This is a genomic window from Dactylosporangium sp. NPDC050588, from assembly GCF_040654975.1.
Classification (GTDB): domain Bacteria; phylum Actinomycetota; class Actinomycetes; order Mycobacteriales; family Micromonosporaceae; genus Dactylosporangium; species Dactylosporangium maewongense.
This window is the reverse complement of record NZ_JBFAJA010000040.1, coordinates 56051-76196: the sequence shown is the minus strand read 5'-3', so window position 1 is coordinate 76196 and position 20146 is coordinate 56051. Positions and strand designations below refer to the sequence as shown.

At 73.2% G+C, this 20146-nt stretch carries 19 protein-coding genes; 4 read left to right on the top strand and 15 right to left on the bottom strand.

All coding sequences use genetic code 11. The annotated features are described in order from the left end of the window. The first annotated feature begins 99 nt into the window (after positions 1 to 99). Positions 100 to 1596: an FAD-dependent oxidoreductase gene (locus AB0I21_RS27265; protein ID WP_360565299.1), complete on the top strand. Its 1497-nt coding sequence runs from the start codon at positions 100 to 102 to the stop codon at positions 1594 to 1596. A gap of 86 nt (positions 1597 to 1682) precedes the next feature. Here AB0I21_RS27265 and AB0I21_RS27260 read toward each other — a convergent pair whose 3' ends face one another. From AB0I21_RS27260 to AB0I21_RS27235, 6 genes are all read right to left on the bottom strand, one after another. Beyond that, the gene (locus AB0I21_RS27260) at positions 1683 to 2150 is read right to left on the bottom strand and encodes a YfbM family protein (RefSeq protein WP_360565297.1); all 468 of its coding nucleotides are present in this window, start codon (positions 2148 to 2150) and stop codon (positions 1683 to 1685) included. Next, positions 2147 to 2806: a tetratricopeptide repeat protein gene (locus tag AB0I21_RS27255; protein ID WP_360565296.1), complete on the bottom strand. Its 660-nt coding sequence runs from the start codon at positions 2804 to 2806 to the stop codon at positions 2147 to 2149. The genes AB0I21_RS27260 and AB0I21_RS27255 overlap by 4 nt, the downstream gene beginning before the upstream one ends. Positions 2807 to 2844: 38 nt before the next feature. Beyond that, entirely contained in the window at positions 2845 to 4038 is a 1194-nt protein-coding gene (locus tag AB0I21_RS27250; RefSeq protein WP_360565294.1) for a hypothetical protein, read from the bottom strand. After that, positions 4035 to 4382, bottom strand: a complete 348-nt coding sequence (locus AB0I21_RS27245) for a PadR family transcriptional regulator (protein ID WP_360565293.1) — start codon at positions 4380 to 4382, stop codon at positions 4035 to 4037. Before AB0I21_RS27245 ends, AB0I21_RS27250 begins: the two co-directional genes overlap by 4 nt. 285 nt (positions 4383 to 4667) lie before the next feature. Then, entirely contained in the window at positions 4668 to 5336 is a 669-nt protein-coding gene (locus AB0I21_RS27240; protein ID WP_360565291.1) for an NlpC/P60 family protein, read from the bottom strand. Between the two features lie 387 nt (positions 5337 to 5723). Then, complete coding sequence (locus AB0I21_RS27235; protein ID WP_360565289.1) at positions 5724 to 6143, bottom strand: cupin domain-containing protein; 420 nt, start codon at positions 6141 to 6143, stop codon at positions 5724 to 5726. Between the two features lie 125 nt (positions 6144 to 6268). Here AB0I21_RS27235 and AB0I21_RS27230 point away from each other — a divergent pair, with 125 nt between their 5' ends. Continuing rightward, positions 6269 to 7066: a hypothetical protein gene (locus AB0I21_RS27230; RefSeq protein ID WP_360565287.1), complete on the top strand. Its 798-nt coding sequence runs from the start codon at positions 6269 to 6271 to the stop codon at positions 7064 to 7066. A 456-nt stretch (positions 7067 to 7522) separates the two neighbouring features. Here AB0I21_RS27230 and AB0I21_RS27225 read toward each other — a convergent pair whose 3' ends face one another. The 9 genes from AB0I21_RS27225 to AB0I21_RS27185 all read right to left on the bottom strand — a co-directional run bounded on the left by AB0I21_RS27225 (position 7523) and on the right by AB0I21_RS27185 (position 16285). Then, positions 7523 to 8089, bottom strand: a complete 567-nt coding sequence (locus tag AB0I21_RS27225) for a WHG domain-containing protein (RefSeq protein ID WP_360565285.1) — start codon at positions 8087 to 8089, stop codon at positions 7523 to 7525. Between the two features lie 341 nt (positions 8090 to 8430). Beyond that, positions 8431 to 9234, bottom strand: coding sequence for an alpha/beta hydrolase (locus tag AB0I21_RS27220; protein ID WP_360565283.1), 804 nt, complete (start codon positions 9232 to 9234; stop codon positions 8431 to 8433). Between the two features lie 47 nt (positions 9235 to 9281). After that, complete coding sequence (locus AB0I21_RS27215; protein ID WP_360565282.1) at positions 9282 to 10358, bottom strand: substrate-binding domain-containing protein; 1077 nt, start codon at positions 10356 to 10358, stop codon at positions 9282 to 9284. Between the two features lie 7 nt (positions 10359 to 10365). Continuing rightward, the gene (locus tag AB0I21_RS27210; RefSeq protein ID WP_360565280.1) at positions 10366 to 11985 is read right to left on the bottom strand and encodes a methyl-accepting chemotaxis protein; all 1620 of its coding nucleotides are present in this window, start codon (positions 11983 to 11985) and stop codon (positions 10366 to 10368) included. Positions 11986 to 12066: 81 nt separating this feature from the next. Beyond that, positions 12067 to 12738, bottom strand: a complete 672-nt coding sequence (locus tag AB0I21_RS27205) for a FadR/GntR family transcriptional regulator (protein WP_344502654.1) — start codon at positions 12736 to 12738, stop codon at positions 12067 to 12069. After that, a complete protein-coding gene (locus AB0I21_RS27200) occupies positions 12729 to 13628 on the bottom strand; it encodes an amidohydrolase family protein (protein WP_360565278.1) in 900 nt (299 codons plus the stop codon). The genes AB0I21_RS27205 and AB0I21_RS27200 overlap by 10 nt, the downstream gene beginning before the upstream one ends. After that, positions 13625 to 14563, bottom strand: coding sequence for an aldo/keto reductase (locus tag AB0I21_RS27195; protein ID WP_360565276.1), 939 nt, complete (start codon positions 14561 to 14563; stop codon positions 13625 to 13627). The genes AB0I21_RS27200 and AB0I21_RS27195 overlap by 4 nt, the downstream gene beginning before the upstream one ends. Beyond that, positions 14560 to 15315, bottom strand: a complete 756-nt coding sequence (locus AB0I21_RS27190; protein ID WP_360565275.1) for an SDR family oxidoreductase — start codon at positions 15313 to 15315, stop codon at positions 14560 to 14562. The genes AB0I21_RS27195 and AB0I21_RS27190 overlap by 4 nt, the downstream gene beginning before the upstream one ends. Positions 15316 to 15391: 76 nt before the next feature. Next, positions 15392 to 16285 (bottom strand): serine/threonine-protein kinase, encoded by an 894-nt coding sequence (locus AB0I21_RS27185; protein ID WP_360565273.1) that lies wholly within the window; start codon positions 16283 to 16285, stop codon positions 15392 to 15394. 112 nt (positions 16286 to 16397) lie between these two features. On the opposite strand from AB0I21_RS27185, the gene AB0I21_RS27180 reads away from it, so the two are divergent. After that, positions 16398 to 18728, top strand: a complete 2331-nt coding sequence (locus AB0I21_RS27180; protein WP_360565271.1) for a bifunctional diguanylate cyclase/phosphodiesterase — start codon at positions 16398 to 16400, stop codon at positions 18726 to 18728. Then, positions 18725 to 20146: PAS domain S-box protein (locus AB0I21_RS27175; RefSeq protein ID WP_360565269.1), on the top strand; the 1422-nt coding region annotated here is incomplete at its 3' end. The genes AB0I21_RS27180 and AB0I21_RS27175, both read left to right, overlap by 4 nt.

Sequence of the window (20146 nt, the reverse complement as noted above, 5' to 3'; positions counted from 1 at the left end):
ACCATGGTGTGATCCAAGGAGGTCTCTTGACACGATCGTAAATGTGCAGCTCAGAGGCACATTGAGAAGGTTCTTCGCCTGTTAGGTAAGATCTTCGATGTGGCAGCCACAGCAGCGCAGCGCTTCGCGGAGATCAACACGCCGCACCCGCCGGCCGAGACGAAAGTTCTCATGCGGCGGGCGGTCGTCCTCGGCGGCAGCATGGCCGGCCTGATGGCCGCCCGGGTCCTCGCCGACCACGCCGACGAGGTCGTCATCGTCGAACGCGACGACACCGACGTCAACGCCGGACCGCGCCCGGGCGTGCCGCAGGGCAGCCAGGTCCACGCGCTGCTGCCCGCGGGGCAGGTGCAGCTCGACCGCTGGTGGCCGGACTTCACCGAGCGCGCGATCGCGGCCGGCGCCCCCGACGAGGGCCGCACCGACGCGAAGATCTTCATCAACGACGAGCTGCGCGTGACCACCGAACCGCCGCCGGAGAAGCCGATCCTCATCACCACCCGCCCGTTCCTGGAGGCCCAGGTCCGCCGCCGGGTCCTGGAGAACCCGAAGGTCCGGATGGTGTACGGGCGGGCCGACGGCCTGCTGTTCGCCCCCGGTGAGGGTGGCGGCGTGGTCGGGGCCCGCTACGTCCCGGCGGCGACGGGCACCCCGGCCACCGCAGCCGACGACGGCGGGCGGCAGGGCGCCGTCGGTACCGACGCCGCAAACGCTGACGGAGGACAGGACGCTGCCGTCGAGCTCACCGCCGACCTGGTCGTCGATGCGATGGGCCGGGCGAGCTCGCTCAACGACTGGCTCGAGGCGCACGGCTGGCCCCGCGCGCCGATGCAACGCATGCCGATCAAGCTCAACTATGCGTCGGCCCTGTTCGAGCGCGACCCCGCGGTCAGTGACACGTGGATCGCGATCTCGCAGACCACGCCGGCGAAGGACCGGGTCGCCCGCATCGGCGGCATCAACTCCGTCGAGGGCGACCGCTGGATCATGCTGGTCGCCGGCTACGACGCCGACCGGCCCAGCCGCGACGTCGAGGAGTTCGCGAAGCGCTGCCGGCAGTACTTCCCGACGATGTTCGGCGACATCGCCGAGCGCGGGAAGATGATCGGCAACGTCATCACGTATCACCAGGCCGACAGCCGCCGGCGCGACTTCGACCAGGTCGACCGTCTGCCGACGGGGATCGTCGCGGCGGGTGACGCGGTCGCGTCGTTCAACCCCGTGTACGGCCAGGGTATGACGTCCGCGACGCTGCACGCGTCGTGCCTTTCGGAGTGGCTGCGCACCGGGCCCGACCTCGCCACCGAGCCGGCCCGCGGCTACTTCGAGCGGGTCCGCGTGGTGGTCGACGCGGCCTGGCAGGTGTCGACGTTCGCCGATCTCGGGCTGCCGCACATCACCAGCGGCCAGCCGCGCGGCTACAAGGTCATCAAGTGGGCCAGCGAGGTCATCCTCAAGGCGTCCATGACGGACTCCGTCACGAGCCAGAAGCTCAACCGGGTGACCACGATGCTGGACCACCCGAACGCGCTCGCCAGCCCGGGGCTGCTGCTGCGGGCGCTGCGGCTGAAGTGGTTCGGCGGCGCCCGCGCCTGACTCCAGGGCGTCGGCCCATCCAGAGTGCCGGGGGCGTCAGCCCCTCCAGGGCTCCGGGGCCTCAGTTCGTCCAGAGCTCCGGAGCGTCAGCTCATCCAGATGACGACGCTGTCGCCGTCGGCCGCGGCGGCGTGGAAGAACGCGACCAGGGTCTCGTAGGACGACCGCAGGTAGTCCAGGGACCACGGCTCGTGCCAGATCATCGGATACACGTCGTCGGCGGTCAGCGCCGCCGGCTCGTAGTGCGCGGCAAGGTCGGCGAACGGGGTGACGTCGAGGAACGCGGCGGCGGTCGCGACCTCCTCGGGGGTGAGCACCCGCGGCGAGTCGTAGCCCCACTGCTCGTCGGTGATCGGCACGCCGCCGCTGATCACGTCGACGGGCGCGTCGACCTGGGCGAGCAGGAACTCCAGCCCGCCCCACGCCTTGTCGACGTCGGCGTGCGGCCGGTCGGTGATCTGGTCGTTCGCGGCGAAATGATCGGTGCGCAGCAGGACGCGCAGGTCGGCCAGGTCGCCGTCGCGCAGCCGCGCGTACTGCGTGATCATGCTCATGAGGCGCGATCGTAGCCGAGCGTCCGGCGGGCCTCGCCGACCTGGCGTGCGACGGCGGCGGCGCCGTGCTCCGCGGCGAGCCGCTCCGCCCGCTCCAGCAGTGACAGCACCTCGTCGTGCCGCCGCGCCGCCGCCTCCAGCTGCGCCAGGGTCAGCAGGCTCGCCGCGACGCCCGCGTGGTGACCGGCCCGCTCCCGCAGCCGCGCCGCGTCGAGCAGGTGCTCGCGTGCCTCGTCGAGCCGCCCCGCCAGGTGCGCGGCGATGCCGAGATGATGCAGTACCGACGACAGGGTGAGCGTGTCGTCCTCCGCCTTCGCGAGGACTCTCGCCCGTTGCAGCGCGGGGACCGCCGCGTCGTCGTCCTGGCGGACCACCTGATGGAAACACCCGATCCAGAACAGCGCCTCACCCTCGCCGCGCGCGTCGCCGAGCTGCTGGTAGAGCTGCGCCGCGCGGGAGAACAGCGGCAGCTCCGCCGGGTCCTCGACCCTGTCCCGCAGGAACCGGGCGTGCACGACCCTTCCGCGGGCCAGGGCGAGGTCCGCCTCGACCGCGTCGAGCTCGCGGTCGGCGGTGGGCAGCGCGTCGTGGTCGTCGCCGAGGACGCTCCGCTCGTACAGCTCCCAGGCCCTCGCCAGGCGGTGCTCCGCGCTCATCCGGCAAGCATAGGACCCGGTGGATCAGATCCGGCTCGTCAGATCCGGGCCAGCCGACGGGCCCGCACATGGCCGATCGCGAGCAGCGCCACGGTGATCGCGGCGAGGACGCCGATCGTGGGCCCGAGCCGCCACGTCAACGTGTCCGCCGCCCAGTAGGTGTCCAGTGGCGCCGGGAGGTGTACCGAGTTGTCGAGGATCACGACGACGGTCAGGACCGCGACGGCGATCGGCAGGCGCGGGTCCGCCACGACGCCGACGGTGATCGCGGCCAGCAGCGCGACCGGGTAGAAGAGGTCGTACGCCGGGGAGTAGTAGGAACCGGTGAGCAGGACGTAGCCCAGCCACATCAGCAGGCCCACCGGCGCGGCGACCAGCCAGACCGCGGAGATCCTGCGCTTCTCGGGACTCCGGTCGGCGAAGCTGAGACCCACGAGGACGACGAACGCGGTGAGCAGCAGGTGCGAGACGCCGTCGGACGCGAACGGCACGGCGGTCCACAGGCCCGTCAGCACGGTCGCGGTGACCGTCCGGCCCGAGAGCAGCGCGAGGATGGCGACGGCGCCCAGCGCGGCCGTGAGGACCCCCCAGACGACCATGGTCGACAGGTAGACGTCGAGGCGGATGTCGTACAGGAAGTACAGCAGCGCGAGGAGCGACTGCGCCTGCAGGACCAGGGCGCCGATGCGCAGCCCCTCGGACCAGACCGCGCCGGCGGTGCGACGGCGCCGCAGCCCGAACCGCTCCTTCGTGCCCTGCACCAGGATGCTCGCCGCCTCGCGCGGGCTCGGCGTCCGGCGGCCGGGCTCGGCGGCGTCGAGCAGGGTGCCGAGCATCTCCTCGCCGCGCCCGGTCCGCCATGCCTTGGGGTACGCCCGCAGCAGCGCCTCATAGCGGCGGGCGAGGACGGCCTCAGGGCCGGCGCTCGTGCCGGCGCTCGTGCCGGCGCTCGTGCCGGCGCTCGTGCCTGCGCTCGGGCCGGCCTGGCTGTCGGCGCGCATGCCGGGCTCGCCGCCCCCGTGGCGGCGTGCGCTCATGTCGGCCTCGCCGGCGGGTGTGGGCGCGTCCGCCTCGCCGGCGGGTGTGGGCGCGTCCGCCTCGCCGGCGGGTGTGGGCGTCTCCGCCTCGTCGTGGGCGGGTGTGGGCATGCCGGGCTCGCCGCCCCCGTGGCGGCGTGCGCTCGTGCCGGTCTCGCCTGTGCCAGGCTCGTCGTCGTGGTGGGGGTTGCTCATGCGGGGCTCACCGCCGTGTTGATGGCGCGGCGCCGGGCCGATGCGTTGGTGACGACCTTCGCGGCGGCCGCGAGCCGGGCCGCCTCTTCGCGCAGGGCGGCGCCGCCGTCGTCGGTGAGCGCGTAGTAGCGCCGGGCCCGCCCGTTGACGATCTCCTCGCTGACCACCTCGACCAGGCCGGCCTCGGCGAGCCGGTCCAGCACGGCATACAGCGAGCCGGCGGCGAGGCGGACCGACCCGTCCGACAGTGCCTCGACCCGCTTGATGATGACGTATCCGTGCAGCGACCCGTCCAACAACGCGGCGAGCACGAAGTAGCTCGGTGATCGAAGTTGTATAGTCATGTGAGAAGACTATCCGTGCCACATGTCCATCGCAAGCGACCCATCCACGCAACTCACTGTCAGGGACTCGCTCACAGTCGCCACCACCGCCGCCCGCCGATACAGCCGGTGAACCCGATGCCGGGCAGTTCCGGATGTTGGGCAATGCGGCGGGCGGCGGGGCGGAGTTTCATCGGGCGCGCCGGCGTTCATGGTTCGGTGCGGCGCGGCAGCTGCACTGCGGCGCGGCATCCTCGCTCAGGTGCGGCAGGCTTCGCTGCCGTGTGACGGCGGCCCTCGCAGGGCTCAGCCGATGATGCGGCGCCCGGCGTAGAACGCGTAGACCTTGGCGATCCGGACGTGGTCGCCGGGGTGCGGTGCATGGATCATCATGCCGTCACCCAGATAGATGCCGACGTGGCCCGAGCTGGGAAACACCAGGTCTCCGGGCTGCAGTTGGGCCCGGGACACCGACCGTCCGCGGCCGATCAGGCCGCCGGTCTGGTGCGGAAGTTTGATGCCGGCCCGGGCGTAGCTGGCCACGACCAGCCCCGAGCAGTCGAACGAGTTCGGCCCGGCCGCGGCCCACACGTACGGCTTGCCGAGCTGCGCTCGGGCGTACGCCAGAACTGCGCTCACCGACCCGGCGACGACCGGCGTCTGCACCTGCGGCACCGCGGGCTTCTTGGGCTTCGACTTGGGTTGCGCCTGATTGGTGGCCTTGACCTTCGGGGCCTTCACCACGGCTTGGACCGCCTGTGCGGTCTGGACGACCGGCCGGACCGGCGGGTTGCGCCGCTCGAAGAACCGGTCCGCGCGCAGCACCGGTGTGCGTGCGGCGAGCTGTTGCGGGATGTCGGCGGCGGCGGTCGGTTGACGACTGGCGGCGGCCGAGGTGGGTGCGGGCAGGACGACGGCGGACAGGACTATGGAAACCGCGACGAGGCGGAGAACTGAGGACAGAACGTGCTCCAACGCTAGGTCCAGGACTCAGCTGTGCATCCTGTGGCCGCCAGCGCGACCCGCCCTGCGACTGAGGCAAGGGCTTTCCAGGAACCTGGACGAGACCGAACTGTTGTCAACACCCGGACTGAACCGCGGTGTAGTTCGGAACCTATGGCGTCGAAACGAGATCATCGACCGCTCATCATCGATCTCACACGCGATGTCACCCCACCCTCCGGCGCGTCGGAGCGGGACCGACGACAGCGATGGCAGGCGATTGGACCATCGAGGTCCGTGACGTCGTGGACACTCCAGGAATGCGAAGAGCGCGCGCCACCACCGGAAGCGGCCGGCCATCAGCCCGCTTCGTCAGTGGTCAGCCTGCTTCGCTGGCGGTCAATCCCGTCTCGTCGGCGGTCAGCCCGTCTCGCCGGTGAACAGGCTGGGGAGGTTGACGACGATGCCTTCCTGGCTGCTGCGGGCGATGACGACGACCGCCTCTTCCGCGCCCGGGTTCTCCTCGCGGTGCGGCACGAACGGCGGCACGAAGACGTAGTCGCCCGGCTCGGTCTCGATCCTGACCTCCCGGCCGCCCTCGGCGAACACGAAGACCGGATGGCCGGACACGACGTAGATGGCGGTCTCGGCCTCGCCGTGGTGATGGTCGCCGGAGCTGGTGGCGGGGGCGACGTGGGTCTGGCCCATCCAGACCTTCTCGGAGCCGACGGTCTTGCCGGAGACCGCCTCCAGGCGGGTCATGCCGGTGGTCTGCCGGGTGTCGCCGCTGAGCTCCCTGCCCTTGATGTGCCGCAGCGGCGCGTGCCAGCGATCCTCCATCCTCAAAATCCTACCAACAGCAGCAATATGTTCATTACGCTCATCTTTGAGTCCTTTAGTCCGTTTTGTCGTTAAGGTCACCAGTGGCTGGGCACGAGGCCCGGCCGGACGGGAGCGACGAAAGCATGAACCGCAGGAGTCTGCTGCTGGGGGCGGGCGCGGTCGGCCTCACGGCCGCCGTCGGCGGCGCCGCGATCGCGGTGGCCGCGCCGGAGGACACCGAGGCGGGCCGACGGCCGCAGCCGCTGCTCACCTGGGAGCTGACCGGCGGGTTCGTCCCCGCCGGCTGGACCGCGCTGCGCCCCGCTCGCCTCGCCGCCTACGAGGACGGCACGCTCATCGCCGACGCCACCCGCCGGCTGAAGGTCAGCCAGGGCACGCTGCGCTCGCTGCGCAACCACGCCCTGCTGGTCCTGCGCGACCCCGCGAACTCCCGCCGCCGCCCCGGCGCCCCGATGATCGCCGACGTGCCGTCGACGGTCTTCACCGTCCGCGGCAACGGCCGGCGCTTCCGCGCCCAGTACGAGGGGCTCGAGGAGACCCGGTCGGACAGGGCGTACCCGCAGGCGTCGTACTCACTGCTGGACCACCTGACCCAGCTGCGCGACCGCACCCTGCGGACGGGTTCGTCCTACCACCCCGACGCGGTGCGGCTCATCGCCGTCAAGCTCGACCCGGCGCAGCAGCCGTCGACCCCACCACCGTCGACCCGCCCGTCCCCCGTGACCCAGTGGCCTGCGGACGTGCCGCTGCCCCGCCTGGGCAAGGACGAGTTCGTCGCCCAGCTCGACCTCCGCGGCCGCCAGGCCCGCGCCCTCCTGCGCGCCCTGCCCCACCCCGACCCGTCGAGCTGGCCGGTCCTGGCCACCCCGGACGGCACCCGCTTCCAGGTCAACCACCGCTTCCTGCTCCCCCACGAGTGAGCACGAGCCGCCGGTTTGGGCGGTAAGGAAACGTAGCGTAATGTGGTGATGACGCCATCGAAGATCAATTAGGTGGGCGTTGGTACGGTGCTTAGGTAAGCAGGCGCCGCACCCGCCGGGGTCGTGTGATGGGGTCGCGAGTCGTCGCTCTGCCCGCCCCACCCAAGGGCGACGACTCGGCCGGTCCGCCGCCGGCCCGCACTCAGGCCCGCGCCCGGGAAGCCAGGCGCCGGCCACAGCGGGCAGGTGGGGCCGCGGAGTTACGCGCTGGGGTTAGCGTGCGGCCGCCGCGCGGAGCGCACCGTGCGACTGCCGCCTGGGACTCTGTCGCGCAGAGCCCACGTAGGGCTGCCGCGTGGGGCTCTACCGCGCGGAGTGCACCGTGGGGCTGCCGTCTAAAACCCTGCCGCGTGGAATTCACCGTGCGGCTGCCGCGTGGGGCTCTCAGTGTGGGGCTCAGTGCGGGGCTGCGGCGGTGACGCCGTGGACGACGGTGGCGATCAGGCGGTCGAGGGTTGCGTCGACGGACTGGGGCAGGCCGAAGCCGCCGGAGGTGTGCAGGACCGCGAAGCCGTGCATGGCGGCGCGGGCGATCCGGGTGGCGTGGACGAGTTCGTCGTCGGCGAGGCCGCAGCCGCGCAGCACGGCGAAGCACACCTCGACGAACCTGTCCGCGGCGGCCGTGACCGCCGGGTCGGGGTCGGGGGCCTGCGGCAGCAGCGCGTAGCGGTGCGGGTGGGTCATCGCGTAGCGGTGGTAGGCGCGCATGAGGGCTTCGAGGGCGGTGTCGCCGCTGAGGCCGAGCACGGCGGTGGTGGCGGCGGCGGTGAACTCGTCGAGGAGGCGCACCGCGAGGAGGTTGCGCAGGTCGGTGAGGCTGCCGACGTGCTTGTACAGCGACGGCGTGGCCACCCCCGTCCGGGCCGCGACCGCCGCGAGGGTCAGCGACGCCGGGCCTTCGGCGTCCACGAGGGCCAGTGCGGCGTCGACGACCGCGTCCCGGCTCAGGCCCGCCCTAGGCATGGGCCGCGCCCACGAGGGCCAGCGCGGCAGCGACGACCGCGTCCTGACCCAGGCCCGACCTAGGGGCCGCGTCCCGGCCGGCGTCGACGACCGCGTCCCGCCTCAGTTTCGCCCAGACATGGAGCGCATCCCGGCTCAGACCGGCCCCGGAGGCGTCCCAGCTCAGATCGGCCCTAGGCACGCCCCAGCTCAGACCGGCCCCGGGCACGTCCCGGCTCAGGCCCGACATAGACATATCCCGGATCAGACCGGCCCCGGGCACGTCCCGGATCAGGCCGGCCCTGGGCACGTCCCGGATCAGACCGAGCCTAGGCATGGGCCGCGGCTGGCTCGGGGCTGGCCTAGGCATGGGTGGCGGGCTGGTTGAGGAAGGCGAGGACGGCCGACGCGGTCTCGGCGGGGAACTCCGAGTGCGGGTAGTGGCCGGCGCCGTCGATCATCGTGACGGTGGCGCCGATGCGGGAGGCGACCAGAGCGGCCTCGGCGGCGGGGTCGGGGAAGTCGGGGTCCTTGGTGCCCATGAGCACGAGGGCGGGCGTGCGGACCTCGCCCATGCGGGCCTCGCACACGGACACGTCGGCGGCGAACATCGCCCGCAATGCTGCCATACGGCCGGGCTCGGCGAGGTTCGCGGAGAGGGCGGCGCGCTCCGCCTTGTGGTTCGCGGGTTTGCGGGTCTTGAACAGGCTCGACCAGTACAGCATCCACAGTGGACGGAAGCGGCCGACGGCGGCGATCGCCAGGCGCATCACGGGGTTCGGCGCGGGCATGACCCTGGCGAACGGGGCGCAGAGCACGATCGCACGGAAGAGCGAAGGGGCCTCGGCGGCGGCCCAGACCGCGCTGGCGCCGGTGTAGGAGTTGGTGAGCAGCACGGCCGGGCCGGCGTCGAGGTGGCGCAGGAGCGCGACGGCATCGCGGGCGATCGCCTCCGGTGAGTAGTCGGACCAGACGGCGTCGGAGGAGCCCGAGCCGCGCAGGTCCATCGTGACGACGCGGTGGCCGGCGTCGACGAACAGCGGCCGGATCAGGTCGTACGTCATCCGCGTGACGCCCATCCCGGGCAGGCACAGCAGGAGCGGCCCGTCGCCGCCGCTGTCGTCGTACCCGACGCGGCCACCCTCAACAGCGAAGCTAAGTTCCATAGCTTTAAAGCTAATGCCATTAGCCAGCAAGCGCAAGACCCCCGGGTTCAGGCGATCCCCGCCGCCTTGCACGCCTCCGCGTAGGCGCCCGCGCACAGCGCCGACGGCGTGACGAAGCCGTCCTTCACCACCGTGGACGCGATCGTGTCCTTGGTGACGGTCACCGGGTCGAGCAGGATCGACGGGACCTGGCCGGCGCCGTTGTCGACGCTCGCCGGCGCGGCCGGCCGTTTGCCACGCACCAGGTCGCTCGCGAGGGCCGCCGCGGTCTCGGCCTCGGTGCGGATCGCCTTGTAGACGGTCATGTACTGGTCGCCGACGAGGATCCGCTGCAGCGCTGCCGTCTCCGCGTCCTGGCCGGTCACCGGCACCTGCGGCAGGCCCGCGGCCTTCATCGCGGCGATCGCGGCGCCCGCGGTGCCGTCGTTCGCGGCGTACACGCCGACGATCGTGCGGCCCCGGAGGGTCGGCAGGGTGCGGGCCGTCCACGCCTTCGCGTTGTCGGGGTTCCACTCGGCGGTGTCGGACTCGGCGGCGACGCGGACCTTGCCGTCGAGACCGGCGTGGGCGCCCTGCTTGAACAGGGTGGCGTTGTTGTCGGTGGGCGAGCCGTTGATCCACAGGATCTCCCCCGCCGCCGCCTTCGGGCCGAGGGCCTGCAGCAGCGCCGCCGCCTGCAGCGCGCCGACCTTCGCGTTGTCGAAGGAGATGTAGTAGTCGACCGCAGTCTTGAGCACCAGGCGGTCGTACGAGATGACCGGCACGCCCTTCGCTGCCGCCGCGGAGACGATCTGGCCGGCGGCGACGCTGTCGACGGGGGTGAGCACGAGGACCTTGGCGCCCTTGGCGAGCGCGTCCTGGGCCTGCTGCAGCTGGGTCGCGGCGTCCTGCTCGGCGTTGCGGTAGTCGACCTCGCAGGCCGGGCACAGCTCCGACAGCTTCTGCGCGAAGTAGGGCTGGTCCCCGGCCTCGTACCGGCTGGCCTTGCGCTCCGGCAGCAGCAGCGCCACCCGCGCCGACGGGCCGCCGTCGTCGGTCTTCAGCGCCTCCGTGCATCCCGACAGCAGGGCAACGAGACCCGACAGCAGTGCAACGAGAACCGCGAGGAAAACAGAGCGCCGCATGACGTCCTCAGTACGTGAAGCGCGACACGAGGCCACGCATGTCGGAGGCCATCCGGGCCAGCTGGTCGACGGCCTCGCCGGTGCTGGTGACGCCCTCGTTGGTGGACCTGGTGGCGTCGGCGACGCCGGAGATGTTGGTGGCGATGTCGACGGACCCGCCGGCGGCCTCGTCGACGCTGTGACCCATGGTGCGGGCGGTGACCGCCTGCTCCTCGACGGCGGCGGCGATCGAGTGCTGGTACTCGCTCATCTGCGCGATGACCTCGCCGATCCGGCTGATCGCGTTGACGGCGTCCTCGGTGTCGAGCTGGATCGCCTGGACGCGTCTGCCGATGTCGTCGGTGGCCCTGGCGGTCTCGCGGGCGAGGTCCTTGACCTCCTGGGCGACGACGGCGAAGCCCTTGCCGAAGTCGCCGGCGCGGGCCGCCTCGATCGTCGCGTTGAGCGCGAGGAGGTTCGTCTGCCCGGCGATCGACGTGATGACCTTGATGACCTCGCCGATCTCGCCGGAGGAGGCGCCGAGCTTGCCGATGGTCTCGTTGGTCGTGGCGGCGATCGAGACGGCGGTGGCGGTGACGGTCGCGGCGTGCGCGGTGCTGCGGGAGATCTCCTCGATCGCGGTGCTCATCTCCATGGCGCCGTTGGCCACGGCGGCGACGTGCTCGCTGACCTCGCCGGCGGCGCGGGCGACGAGTGAGGCGCGGGAGTTGGCGTCGGTGGCGCTGGTGTCGATCTGCCGGCTGATCGCGGTGAGCTCCTCCGCGGCCGCGGACAGCGTCGCGGAGTTGTCGCCGAGGCTGCTGACCGCCTCGCGGGTGCTGGCGGTCGCCGCGTTCAACGCGCGGGCCATGTCGCCGACCTCGTCGCGCTGCGGGATGTCGGCCTCGGCGGTCAGGTCGCCGGCGGCGACAGCGGTCAGCACGGCGTGGACGCGGCGGATCGGCCGGACGATGAGCCCGGTCAGGTAGCGGCTGAGCAGCATCGCCGCGGCGAGCCCGGCGAGCAGCGCGACGATCATGGCGATCCGCGCCCGGTTGTAGGCGTCGGCGGCGTGGCCGGCGCCGGACCGGCCGCCGGCCTGCTCGTAGGCGAGCAGGTCGGTGAGGGCCGCCATCGCGTTCGCGGAGACGGTGGCGCCGTCGCCGAGGTACGCGGCCTGGAATCCGGGGATGTCACCGGCGGCGACGAGCGGCAGCAGCCGGTGGTCGCGGATGTTGCGGAACGCGCCCCACCAGATCTCGAAGCGGGCGAGCAGGTGCCGCTGCCTCGCCGTCGTGACCGTCGACCGGTACGCGGCGAGCTCCTTGTCGACGGCGGCGTCGGAGGCGGCGATGCCGTCCTGGAACGCCTTGCTGGCCACGGGCCCGTTGGACAGTGCGAGGTTCGCGACGTCGCCCTGGACCTTCATCGCCGACTGGCTCATCGCCGCGAGGTGCGACGAGGGCACGAGGTTGTTCCGGTACAGGTCGCCGGCCTTGGCGTTGACCTCGCCGAGGCTGCTGACCCCGACGCCGAGGACGACGGCCCCGACGGCGCAGCACACCAGCACCAGCAGCAGGAGTTTCCTGGCCACCGGCTGGTCGGCCAGCCACTGCCGTTTCGAACGCCGCGACTCTGCACGCTCCACGGATTCACCGATCGGCGGCGATACGTCCCACCTGAGCGAAACCGCCCGCGCCGCGCGGCGCGACAAAGCCGGCGGCACGGTTCACAGCGCGCGGCGCAGCCACTCCTCCACGCCCGCGACGTGGATCGTCGCCCAGGAGCGGGCGAGCTCGGGCTGGCGGGCGCCGATCGCGTCGACGATCGCCTGGTGCTGCTCGCGGGTCCGCTCGGCGGCGCCCTCCTGGGTGAGGCCGCGCCAGATCCTGGCCCTGGTCGTGGGGCCGGACAGCCCGTCGATGAGGGAGCACAGCACGGCGTTGCCGGAGCCGGCCGCGATCTGCCGGTGAAACTCCAGGTCGTTGGCGACGAGCGCCTCGATCGTCGGGTCGTCGCCGAGCTGGTCGAGCACCGTCTGCAGCTTCGCGACGTCGGCGGGGGTCATCCGCTCGGTGGCGAGGGCGGTCGCGGCGGGCTCCAAAATCCGGCGCACCTCGAGGAACTGCAGGACGGTGTCGTCGCGATGGAAGTCGACGACGAAGCTCAGCGCGTCGAGGAGCAGGTCCGGGGCGAGGCTGGTGACGTAGGTGCCGTCGCCCTGCCGGACGTCCAGGACGCGGATCATCGACAGCGCCTTGACCGCCTCGCGCAGCGAGTTGCGGGACAGGCCGAGCCGCTCGGCGAGGTCGGCCTCCTTCGGCAGCCGGTCGCCGGGGCCGAGCTCACCGGAGGTGATCATGCCCTTGATCTTGTCGATCGCCTCGTCGGTCAGTGCCATGTTTCCCTCATGGATTCCTCCGGGGCGACTGTATCGCCCGCCGTGCCGGTGTCCAGCCGGTAGACCGCGGTGGCGGTCCCGGCGAAGATTGCCGCGCGACCCGCGTCGTCCGTGTCCGGCAGCACGTCGCGCAGCAGGTCCCGCATGGTGTCGAGGACGCGTCGGTACGAGGCGGCGAGCAGGCAGACGGGCCAGTCCGACCCGAACATGAGCCGTGCGGGTCCGAACAGTTCGACGGCGGCCCGCACGTACGGGGCCAGGTCCGCCGCGGTCCAGGCGGTCCGGTCGGCCTCGGTGACCAGCCCCGAGAGCTTCGCCGTGACGTTCGGGCACCCGGCCAGGAGCGCCAGGTCGCGCCGCCACGGGTCGAGCCCGCCGGAGCTGATCGCGGGCTTCCCGAGGTGGTCCAGGACGAACCGGACGTCGGGCAGGTCCCGGGCGAGGCGGGCCGCCTCCGCGAGCTGATCGTGCCGGACGACCAGGTCGAAGGCGAGGCCGGCGGCGCCGATCGCCAGCAGCCCGTCGCGGACGTCCGGCCGGTCCAGGTAGCCGGCCGGCTCGGCCTGCACCTGGGCGCGCAGCCCCACCAGGTGCTGCGCGCCCGGCAGCTCCCGGTACCGCGACAGGGGCAGGTCCACGGGGTCGGCCCAGGCGACCACGCCGGCGATCGACGGCGTGTCGAGGGCGTGCCTGAGCAGTACCGCGGCCTCGTCGGCGTCGCAGCGGCCGCCCTCGACGAGGACGGTGTGCGACACCCCCGCCGCGGCCAGCTCGGCCTCCAGGTCCGCGGGGGTGAACGTGCGGCGGATCGGGGCGAGCGAGGGGTCGTCGAGCCAGGTGTACCCGCCGTCCAGGTCCCACAGGTGGTGGTGCGCGTCGATGACCGTCACAGCAGCCCGGCCTCCCGCAGCGCCGGCCACAGCGACGCGGGCGGCGGGGTGCCGGCGAGCGCGACGTTGCGGCGCACCTGCTCCGGGGAGTCGGCGCCGACGACGACGGCGGTGACGGCCGGGTCCGTGGCGGCGAAGGCGAGCGCCGCCGCCGGCAGCGTCGTGCCGTGCCGGTCGCAGGCGGCGGCCAGCTCGCGGGCCTTCGCGACGAGCGCGGCGGGTGCGGTGGCGTACTCGTAGGGCAGGTCGGCGCGCGGGTCGGGCAGCGCCAGGAGCCCGCTGTTGAACACGCCCGCGTTGTACACCTGGACCCCCGCCGCCTTGCACGCCGGCAGCAGGCGCTCCTCGGCGGTCTGGTCGAGCAGCGTGTGGCGGCCGGCGACGAGGACGACGTCGGGGGTGCACTCGACGACGACGCGGGTCAGCACCGCGGCGTCCTTCGACCCGGCGCCGATGGCGCCGACGACGCCTTCCGCGCGCAGCTCGGCGAGGGCCGGGAAGCCGGTGCGCAGCGCGACCTCCGGATGCTGCTCGGGGTCGTGCAGCAGCGCCACGTCGATCCGGTCGAGGCCGAGCCGGGCCAGGCTGGCCTCCAGGGAGCGGCGGATCCCGTCGCGGCTGAAGTCCCAGACCCGCCGGTGGGTGGCGGGCACCACGAACCCTTCGGTGTCCATGCCGCCTGCGTAGGACGGGTCGCCGACGAGGAGCCTGCCGACCTTGGTGCTGACGGTGTACTGGTCGCGGGGCCGCCCCCGCAGTGCCTCGCCGAGCCGCCGCTCCGACAGGCCGAGCCCGTAGTGCGGCGCGGTGTCGAAGAGCCGCACCCCGGCGTCCCAGGCGGCGTCGACGGTCGCGTGCGCCCGCTCGTCGTCGATCTCGTGGTACAGGTTGCCCAGCTGGGCGCAGCCGAGCCCGAGCTTCACACCGAGCTTCATGCCAGGGGGCGCAGTCGCAGGCCGTGCATGCCGCCGTCGACGGACAGCACGGTGCCGGTGGTCGCCCCGGCGAGGGGGCTGGCGAGGTAGGCGATGGCGTGCGCGACCTCCTCGGCGCTGACCAGGCGGCCGGTCGGCTGGCGGGCCTTGAGCGCCGCGAGCTCCGCGGCGGGGTCCGCGGCCTGGTCGAGGAGCCGGCGCACCCAGGGCGTGTCGGCGGTGCCGGGGTTGACGCAGCAGACCCGGATGCCTTCGCGCACGTGGTCGGCGGCCATCGCCGCGGTCAGCGCCTGCACGGCGCCCTTGCTGGCGCTGTAGAGGGCCCGGTCGGGCAGGCCGGCGTGGGCGGCGATCGAGCAGGTGTTGACGATCGCGGGGTGCGCGGAGCGGCGCAGGTGCGGCAGCGCGGCCCGGCTCACCCGGACCAGGCCGACGACGTTGACGTCGAGGACCCGGTGCCATTCGTCGTCGGGGTTGCTCTCCACGGTGCCGATGGCCCCGATGCCCGCGTTGTTGACCAGGATGTCGATGCCGCCGAGCCGTTCGGCGGCGGCGGCGATGCCGGCCCGGACGGTGGCGTCGTCGGACACGTCGGCGGTGATGCCGATCAGCGGCTCGGGCAGCTCGCCGGGCCGCAGGTCGAGGCAGGCGACGCGGGCGCCGCGCCCGGCCAGGTGCAGCGCCGTGGCGAGCCCGATCCCGGACGCGCCCCCGGTGACGACGGCGGCGAGCCCGTCGAATTCTCCTCGCACAAGACCCCCAAATACATCGGAGGTTTGATGTGTATCAGGCGTAAGCCACGAAACACAAGGGCTGGCGTTTCGAGATTCATCCGATGACATCGGTCGCGAGCGTCGGGGCGTCCAGCACGTCGGGCAGCGGGCGCGGCCGGTGCGTCAGGACCGGCGGGACGTGGACCGACACGTCGACGGCGGCGGCGAGGATCAGGGCGAGGGCGACCGCCGTCGGCCGGCACTCGGGGACCTTCGACAGGCACGACGTGCACAGCTCGGCGATCTCCGGGGGCAGGCCCGGGATCGGCGGCAGCGCCTCCGGCGGGGTGAACCGGTGGGCGCGCAGGACCTGCTCGTCGGTGCCGGCCGGCCACGGGATGCGCCCGGTCAGGCACTGGTAGAGCAGGACACCGAGGGCGTAGATGTCGGTGGCGGGGCTGGCGGGCCCGGTGTCGAGGCGCTCCGGGGCCAGGTACGCGGGGGTGCCGAACACGATCCGCTCCGACGGGTGGCCGACGGGGGCGGCGACCCCGAAGTCGAGGATCTTCGCGCCGGCGGGGGTCAGCACGACGTTCGCCGGCTTCACGTCGCGGTGGACGATGCCGTGGCCGTGCGCGGCGGCGAGGCCCGCGCCGACCTCGGCGCAGATCCTGACCGCGACCTGCCAGTCGAGGGGGCCGGCGCGCATCGCGTCGATGAGCAGCGGGCCCTCGACGAGCTCCATCACCAGGTACGCGGTGCCCCGGCCGCCGCGGCGGGACGTGCCGAAGTCGTAGACGGCCACCACGTTGGGGTGGGCGAAGCGGGCGCCGGAGCGGGCCTCGTTGCGGGCACGGTCGAACGCCTCGGGGTCGGCGGCGTGCTCGGGGGTGAGCAGCTTGACCGCGACGTCCCGGTCGAGGACGTCGTCGTGCGCCCGCCAGACACTCGCCATGCCACCCTCGCCGAGTTTCGCGCCGAGGTGGTACCGCCCGCTCAAGCACCGCATGTGTATTCCATGCCCGCTTCGCCGGGGAACCACACGGCAACGACCTGGGCAACCGCGCCGCAACCGCCCGCGGGTGCACTCGACGTAACCCGATCACCGAGCGGAGGCGCGCGTGCACACGACGAGATGGGTGCTGCTCACCGCCGGTGCGGCCGGGATCGCCGCATCGGCGGTGACCGACGGCCGGCTCGGGCGGGTGATCTGGCTGCTCACCGCGCTCGTGTGCGCGTCGCCCCTGCTCGCGCGCCTGTGGCGGGAGCGCGGCCGGGACCGCGGGCCGTGGCGGCTGGTCGCGGCCGGGTTCGCGGTCCGGCTCGGCGCCGACCTGGCGTGGGGCGCCGAAGGGCTGAGCAAGGGCACGGTGCCGTTCCCGTCCTGGAACGACATCGGCTACCTGGCGTCCTACGGCCTGCTGATCGCCGGCCTGATCCGCGCGGCCGGCGGGCGGGCCCGCACCGCCCTGCTGGACGCGTCGATCATCGCGGCCGGGCTGGCGCTCGTCGACTGGATGATGCTGCTGCACCCGTACCTGCACCACGCCGACCCGGGCGGGCCGGGCGCGACGGCGCTGGCGCTGCTGTACCCGGTGTGCGACCTGGTGCTGTTCGCGGCCGGGGTGCGGGTGCTGTTCGCCGGCGCGATGCGCGACCCGGCGAACCGGCTCGTGCTGCTGGCCCTGGGCCTGCTGCTGGCGGCGAACTTCATCTTCTTCGCGCACGCCGCGACCGGCGCGACCCGGTCGGTGGCGCTGCTGGACAACGTGCTGTGGCTGCTGTCGTACCTGGCGCTGGGCCTCGCCGCCCTGCCGCGACGGCGGCCGGCACAGCAGACGCAGGAGCGGCAGCCGCAGGTGGACGCCGAGGTGGCATCCCACCCGCGGATCCTCATGTTCGCCTGCGCCGCGGTGATCGGGCCGGTCGCGTTCGTCGTGCACCGGGGCACCGCCGGCAACGACCACCTGTACGTGCCGGCGCTGCTGTCCGCCGCCCTGTCGCTGCTGCTGGTGCTGCGCCTCGGCGGCCTGGCCAGGGTCGCGCAACGGCGCTCCGGCGAGCTCGACGCGCACGCGGGCGAGCTGGAGCGGCACGGGCGGGAGCTGTCCGACGCGCTGGTGGAGCGCGAAGCGCTGGAGCACCAGCTGCGGCACGGCGCCCTGCACGACCCGACGACCGGCCTGGCCAACCGGGCGCTGCTGACCCAGCGGATGGAGTGGGCGCTGACCCGGGCCGAGCAGGGCCGGCACGCGCTGATCCTGCTGGACCTGGACCGGTTCACCGACGTCAACGACGCGCACGGGCACGCCTTCGGCGACGAGGTCCTCGTCGCGGTCACCGCCCTCCTGCGGCGGCTCGCCGCGCCCTCGGACACGCTCGCACGGCTCGGCGGCGACGAGTTCGCGCTGTTCGTCGAGGACGTCGAGCAGCTGCGGGCCGCGCACCTCGCCGAGCACCTGCGGGCGGAGCTCAAGGCGCCGCTCACCGTCGGCGGGCGGGCGGTGCACCTCACGGCGAGCCTCGGGCTGGTGCACCTCGCGGCGAAGGCCGCGCCCCGCGACGCGGTCGCCGACGCCGAGCTGGCGCTGCGGGCGGCGAAGCGCTCCGGGCGGGACCGGGTCAGCGTGTACCGGCCGGAGCTGCGCACGGCCCGCGAGACGTTCACCCGCATCAGCGCCGGGCTGCGGCACGCGATCGACCGCGGCGAGCTGGCCGTGCACTACCAGCCGGTGGTGGAGCTGCCGTCGGCGCGGATCGTGGCGGTCGAGGCGCTGCTGCGCTGGACGCCGGCGGGCGGGCCGGTGCCGCCGCTGGACTTCATCCCCGTCGCCGAGGAGACCGGGATGATCGTGCCGATCGGCGCGTGGGTCCTGGAGCAGGCGTGCCGGGACGCGAAGGCGTGGCACGACCGGCACGGCGCGTCATTGACGGTGAACGTGTCGGTGCGGCAGCTCGCCGAGCCCGGCTTCGCCGAGCAGGTGCTGCGGACCCTCGCCCGGACCGGGCTGTCGGCGTCCGCGCTCGTCCTGGAGATCACCGAGTCGGTGTTCGTCGGGGTCGCCGACGACGCGGCGCCGCTGCTCGCCGCCCTCGACGGGCTGCGCGAGCACGGGATCCGGATCGCGATCGACGACTTCGGCACCGGGTACTCGTCGCTGTCGTACCTCACCCAGCTGCCCGTCGACATCCTGAAGATCGACCGGTCGTTCGTGCCGGCGGACCCCGCCGACGCCGCGGGCGGCGACCACGCGTTCACCCGCGCGGTGCTGCAGCTGGGCACCAGCCGGCAGCTGCCCGCGATCGCGGAGGGCATCGAGACCCAGGAGCAGGCGCGGCTGCTGCACGACCTCGGCTGCCGGCTCGCGCAGGGCTACCACTTCGCCAAGCCGGGGCCGGTCGCGCAGGTCGAGGCCGCGTTCCTGCGCCTCAACCCGGCGCTGACGCCGTGATCGGGCACCTGCGGCGCGACCGGGCCCTGCTCGCGATCGCCGTGGCCGCGGTGGTGGTCGTCGGCTGCCTGCTGACCGGCGCCGGCGGGGTCCGGCTGTTCTGGACCGTGCTGCCGGTGTCCGACCTGCTGATCTGGGTGTTCGCGCGGCGGGTCGCGGCGATGCCGCAGCTGCCGGAGGAAGCGCGCCGGTTCTGGCGGCAGGCGGCGCACGCCGCGGTGTTCTTCGTCGCCGGCGACCTCAGCCAGACCGTCGTCGCGTGGACGCATCCGGGGCCGCCGGCGGCGGTGCCGAACTCGTTCCAGGCCGTGGCGATCCTCGCCGGTGCCGGCTGGCTCATCTGGGTCATGCTCAGCCACCCGGCGCCCCTGACGACGCCGCGGTTCTGGCTGGACGCCGGGACGGTGATGATCGGCGCCGTGGTGCTCATCTGGCTGCTGCTCCTGCCGCAGGCCGGCGACTCCCCGGTCGCGCTGCTGCTCGGCACCGTGATCATCGCGTTCGCCGGGTTCGCGGCGGTGAAGCTGGTGCTCAGCGGCAACGCGCCGCTGAGCGTGCTGGCGGCGGCGCCGATGGTGGCCGCCGCCGTGATCCAGGGGTTCGTCGGATCGCTCGTCACCGCCGACGGCCGGCACCTGCGGCTGCTGCTGGCCGCGCAGGTGCTGCCGGCGCTGCTGCTCGCCGTCGCGCCGCGGCTGCAGGAGCACTCGGTGCGGCTGGAGCAGCGGTCCACGCAGCGGACCCGGCGGCCCTACAGCCTGCTGCCGTACACGACCCTCGCCGGGCTCTTCGCGGCGCTGCCGGTCGTGCTGCGCGACGGGCTCGGCCCCGACGTGTGGCTGCTGCTCGGCGGTCTCGCCGCGACCACCGTCCTGGTCGTGACCCGGCAGCTGCTGGCGTTCCGGGAGAACGCGGCGCTGCTCGCGGAGCTCGGCGCGCAGCAGGAACGCTTCCGGTCGCTGCTGGCCCACTCGACCGACATCACCTCGGTCGTCGACGCCACCGGCGCGCTCACCTACGTGACCCCGGCGACGGAACGCCTGCTGGGCAAGTCACCCGCGGCGGTGCTCGGCACGACCGTCATGTCGCACGTGCACCCCGACGACCTGCCGGCGTTCGCGGCGGCGATGGACACGCTGCGGGCCGCCCCGAACGCGTCGGTGAGCTACCAGGTGCGGTACGCGCACGCCGACGGCTCGTGGCGGTGGCTGGACGTCGTGAGCCGCAACCTGCTGCACCTGCCGAGCGTCGGCGGCTACGTCAGCAACGCCCGCGACGCCACGCAGGCGCGGCTGCTGCAGGACGAGCTGCGGCACCAGGCGACCCACGACGGGTTGACGGGCCTGGCGAACCGGGCGCTGTTCGACGCGCGGCTCGCCGCCGCGGCGGCGCCCTCCCCCGGCGACACCGCCGGCAAC

Coding starts and splice junctions, on each gene's coding strand:
- AB0I21_RS27185 (WP_360565273.1), bottom strand. CDS start 16,285: ATGCGGTGCTTGAGCGGGCGGTACCACCTCGGCGCGAAACTCGGCGAG.
- AB0I21_RS27250 (WP_360565294.1), bottom strand. CDS start 4,038: ATGAGCAACCCCCACCACGACGACGAGCCTGGCACAGGCGAGACCGGC.
- AB0I21_RS27235 (WP_360565289.1), bottom strand. CDS start 6,143: ATGGAGGATCGCTGGCACGCGCCGCTGCGGCACATCAAGGGCAGGGAG.
- AB0I21_RS27255 (WP_360565296.1), bottom strand. CDS start 2,806: ATGAGCGCGGAGCACCGCCTGGCGAGGGCCTGGGAGCTGTACGAGCGG.
- AB0I21_RS27195 (WP_360565276.1), bottom strand. CDS start 14,563: ATGAAGCTCGGTGTGAAGCTCGGGCTCGGCTGCGCCCAGCTGGGCAAC.
- AB0I21_RS27220 (WP_360565283.1), bottom strand. CDS start 9,234: ATGGAACTTAGCTTCGCTGTTGAGGGTGGCCGCGTCGGGTACGACGAC.
- AB0I21_RS27225 (WP_360565285.1), bottom strand. CDS start 8,089: ATGCCTAGGGCGGGCCTGAGCCGGGACGCGGTCGTCGACGCCGCACTG.
- AB0I21_RS27205 (WP_344502654.1), bottom strand. CDS start 12,738: ATGGCACTGACCGACGAGGCGATCGACAAGATCAAGGGCATGATCACC.
- AB0I21_RS27245 (WP_360565293.1), bottom strand. CDS start 4,382: ATGACTATACAACTTCGATCACCGAGCTACTTCGTGCTCGCCGCGTTG.
- AB0I21_RS27215 (WP_360565282.1), bottom strand. CDS start 10,358: ATGCGGCGCTCTGTTTTCCTCGCGGTTCTCGTTGCACTGCTGTCGGGT.
- AB0I21_RS27260 (WP_360565297.1), bottom strand. CDS start 2,150: ATGAGCATGATCACGCAGTACGCGCGGCTGCGCGACGGCGACCTGGCC.
- AB0I21_RS27230 (WP_360565287.1), top strand. CDS start 6,269: ATGAACCGCAGGAGTCTGCTGCTGGGGGCGGGCGCGGTCGGCCTCACG.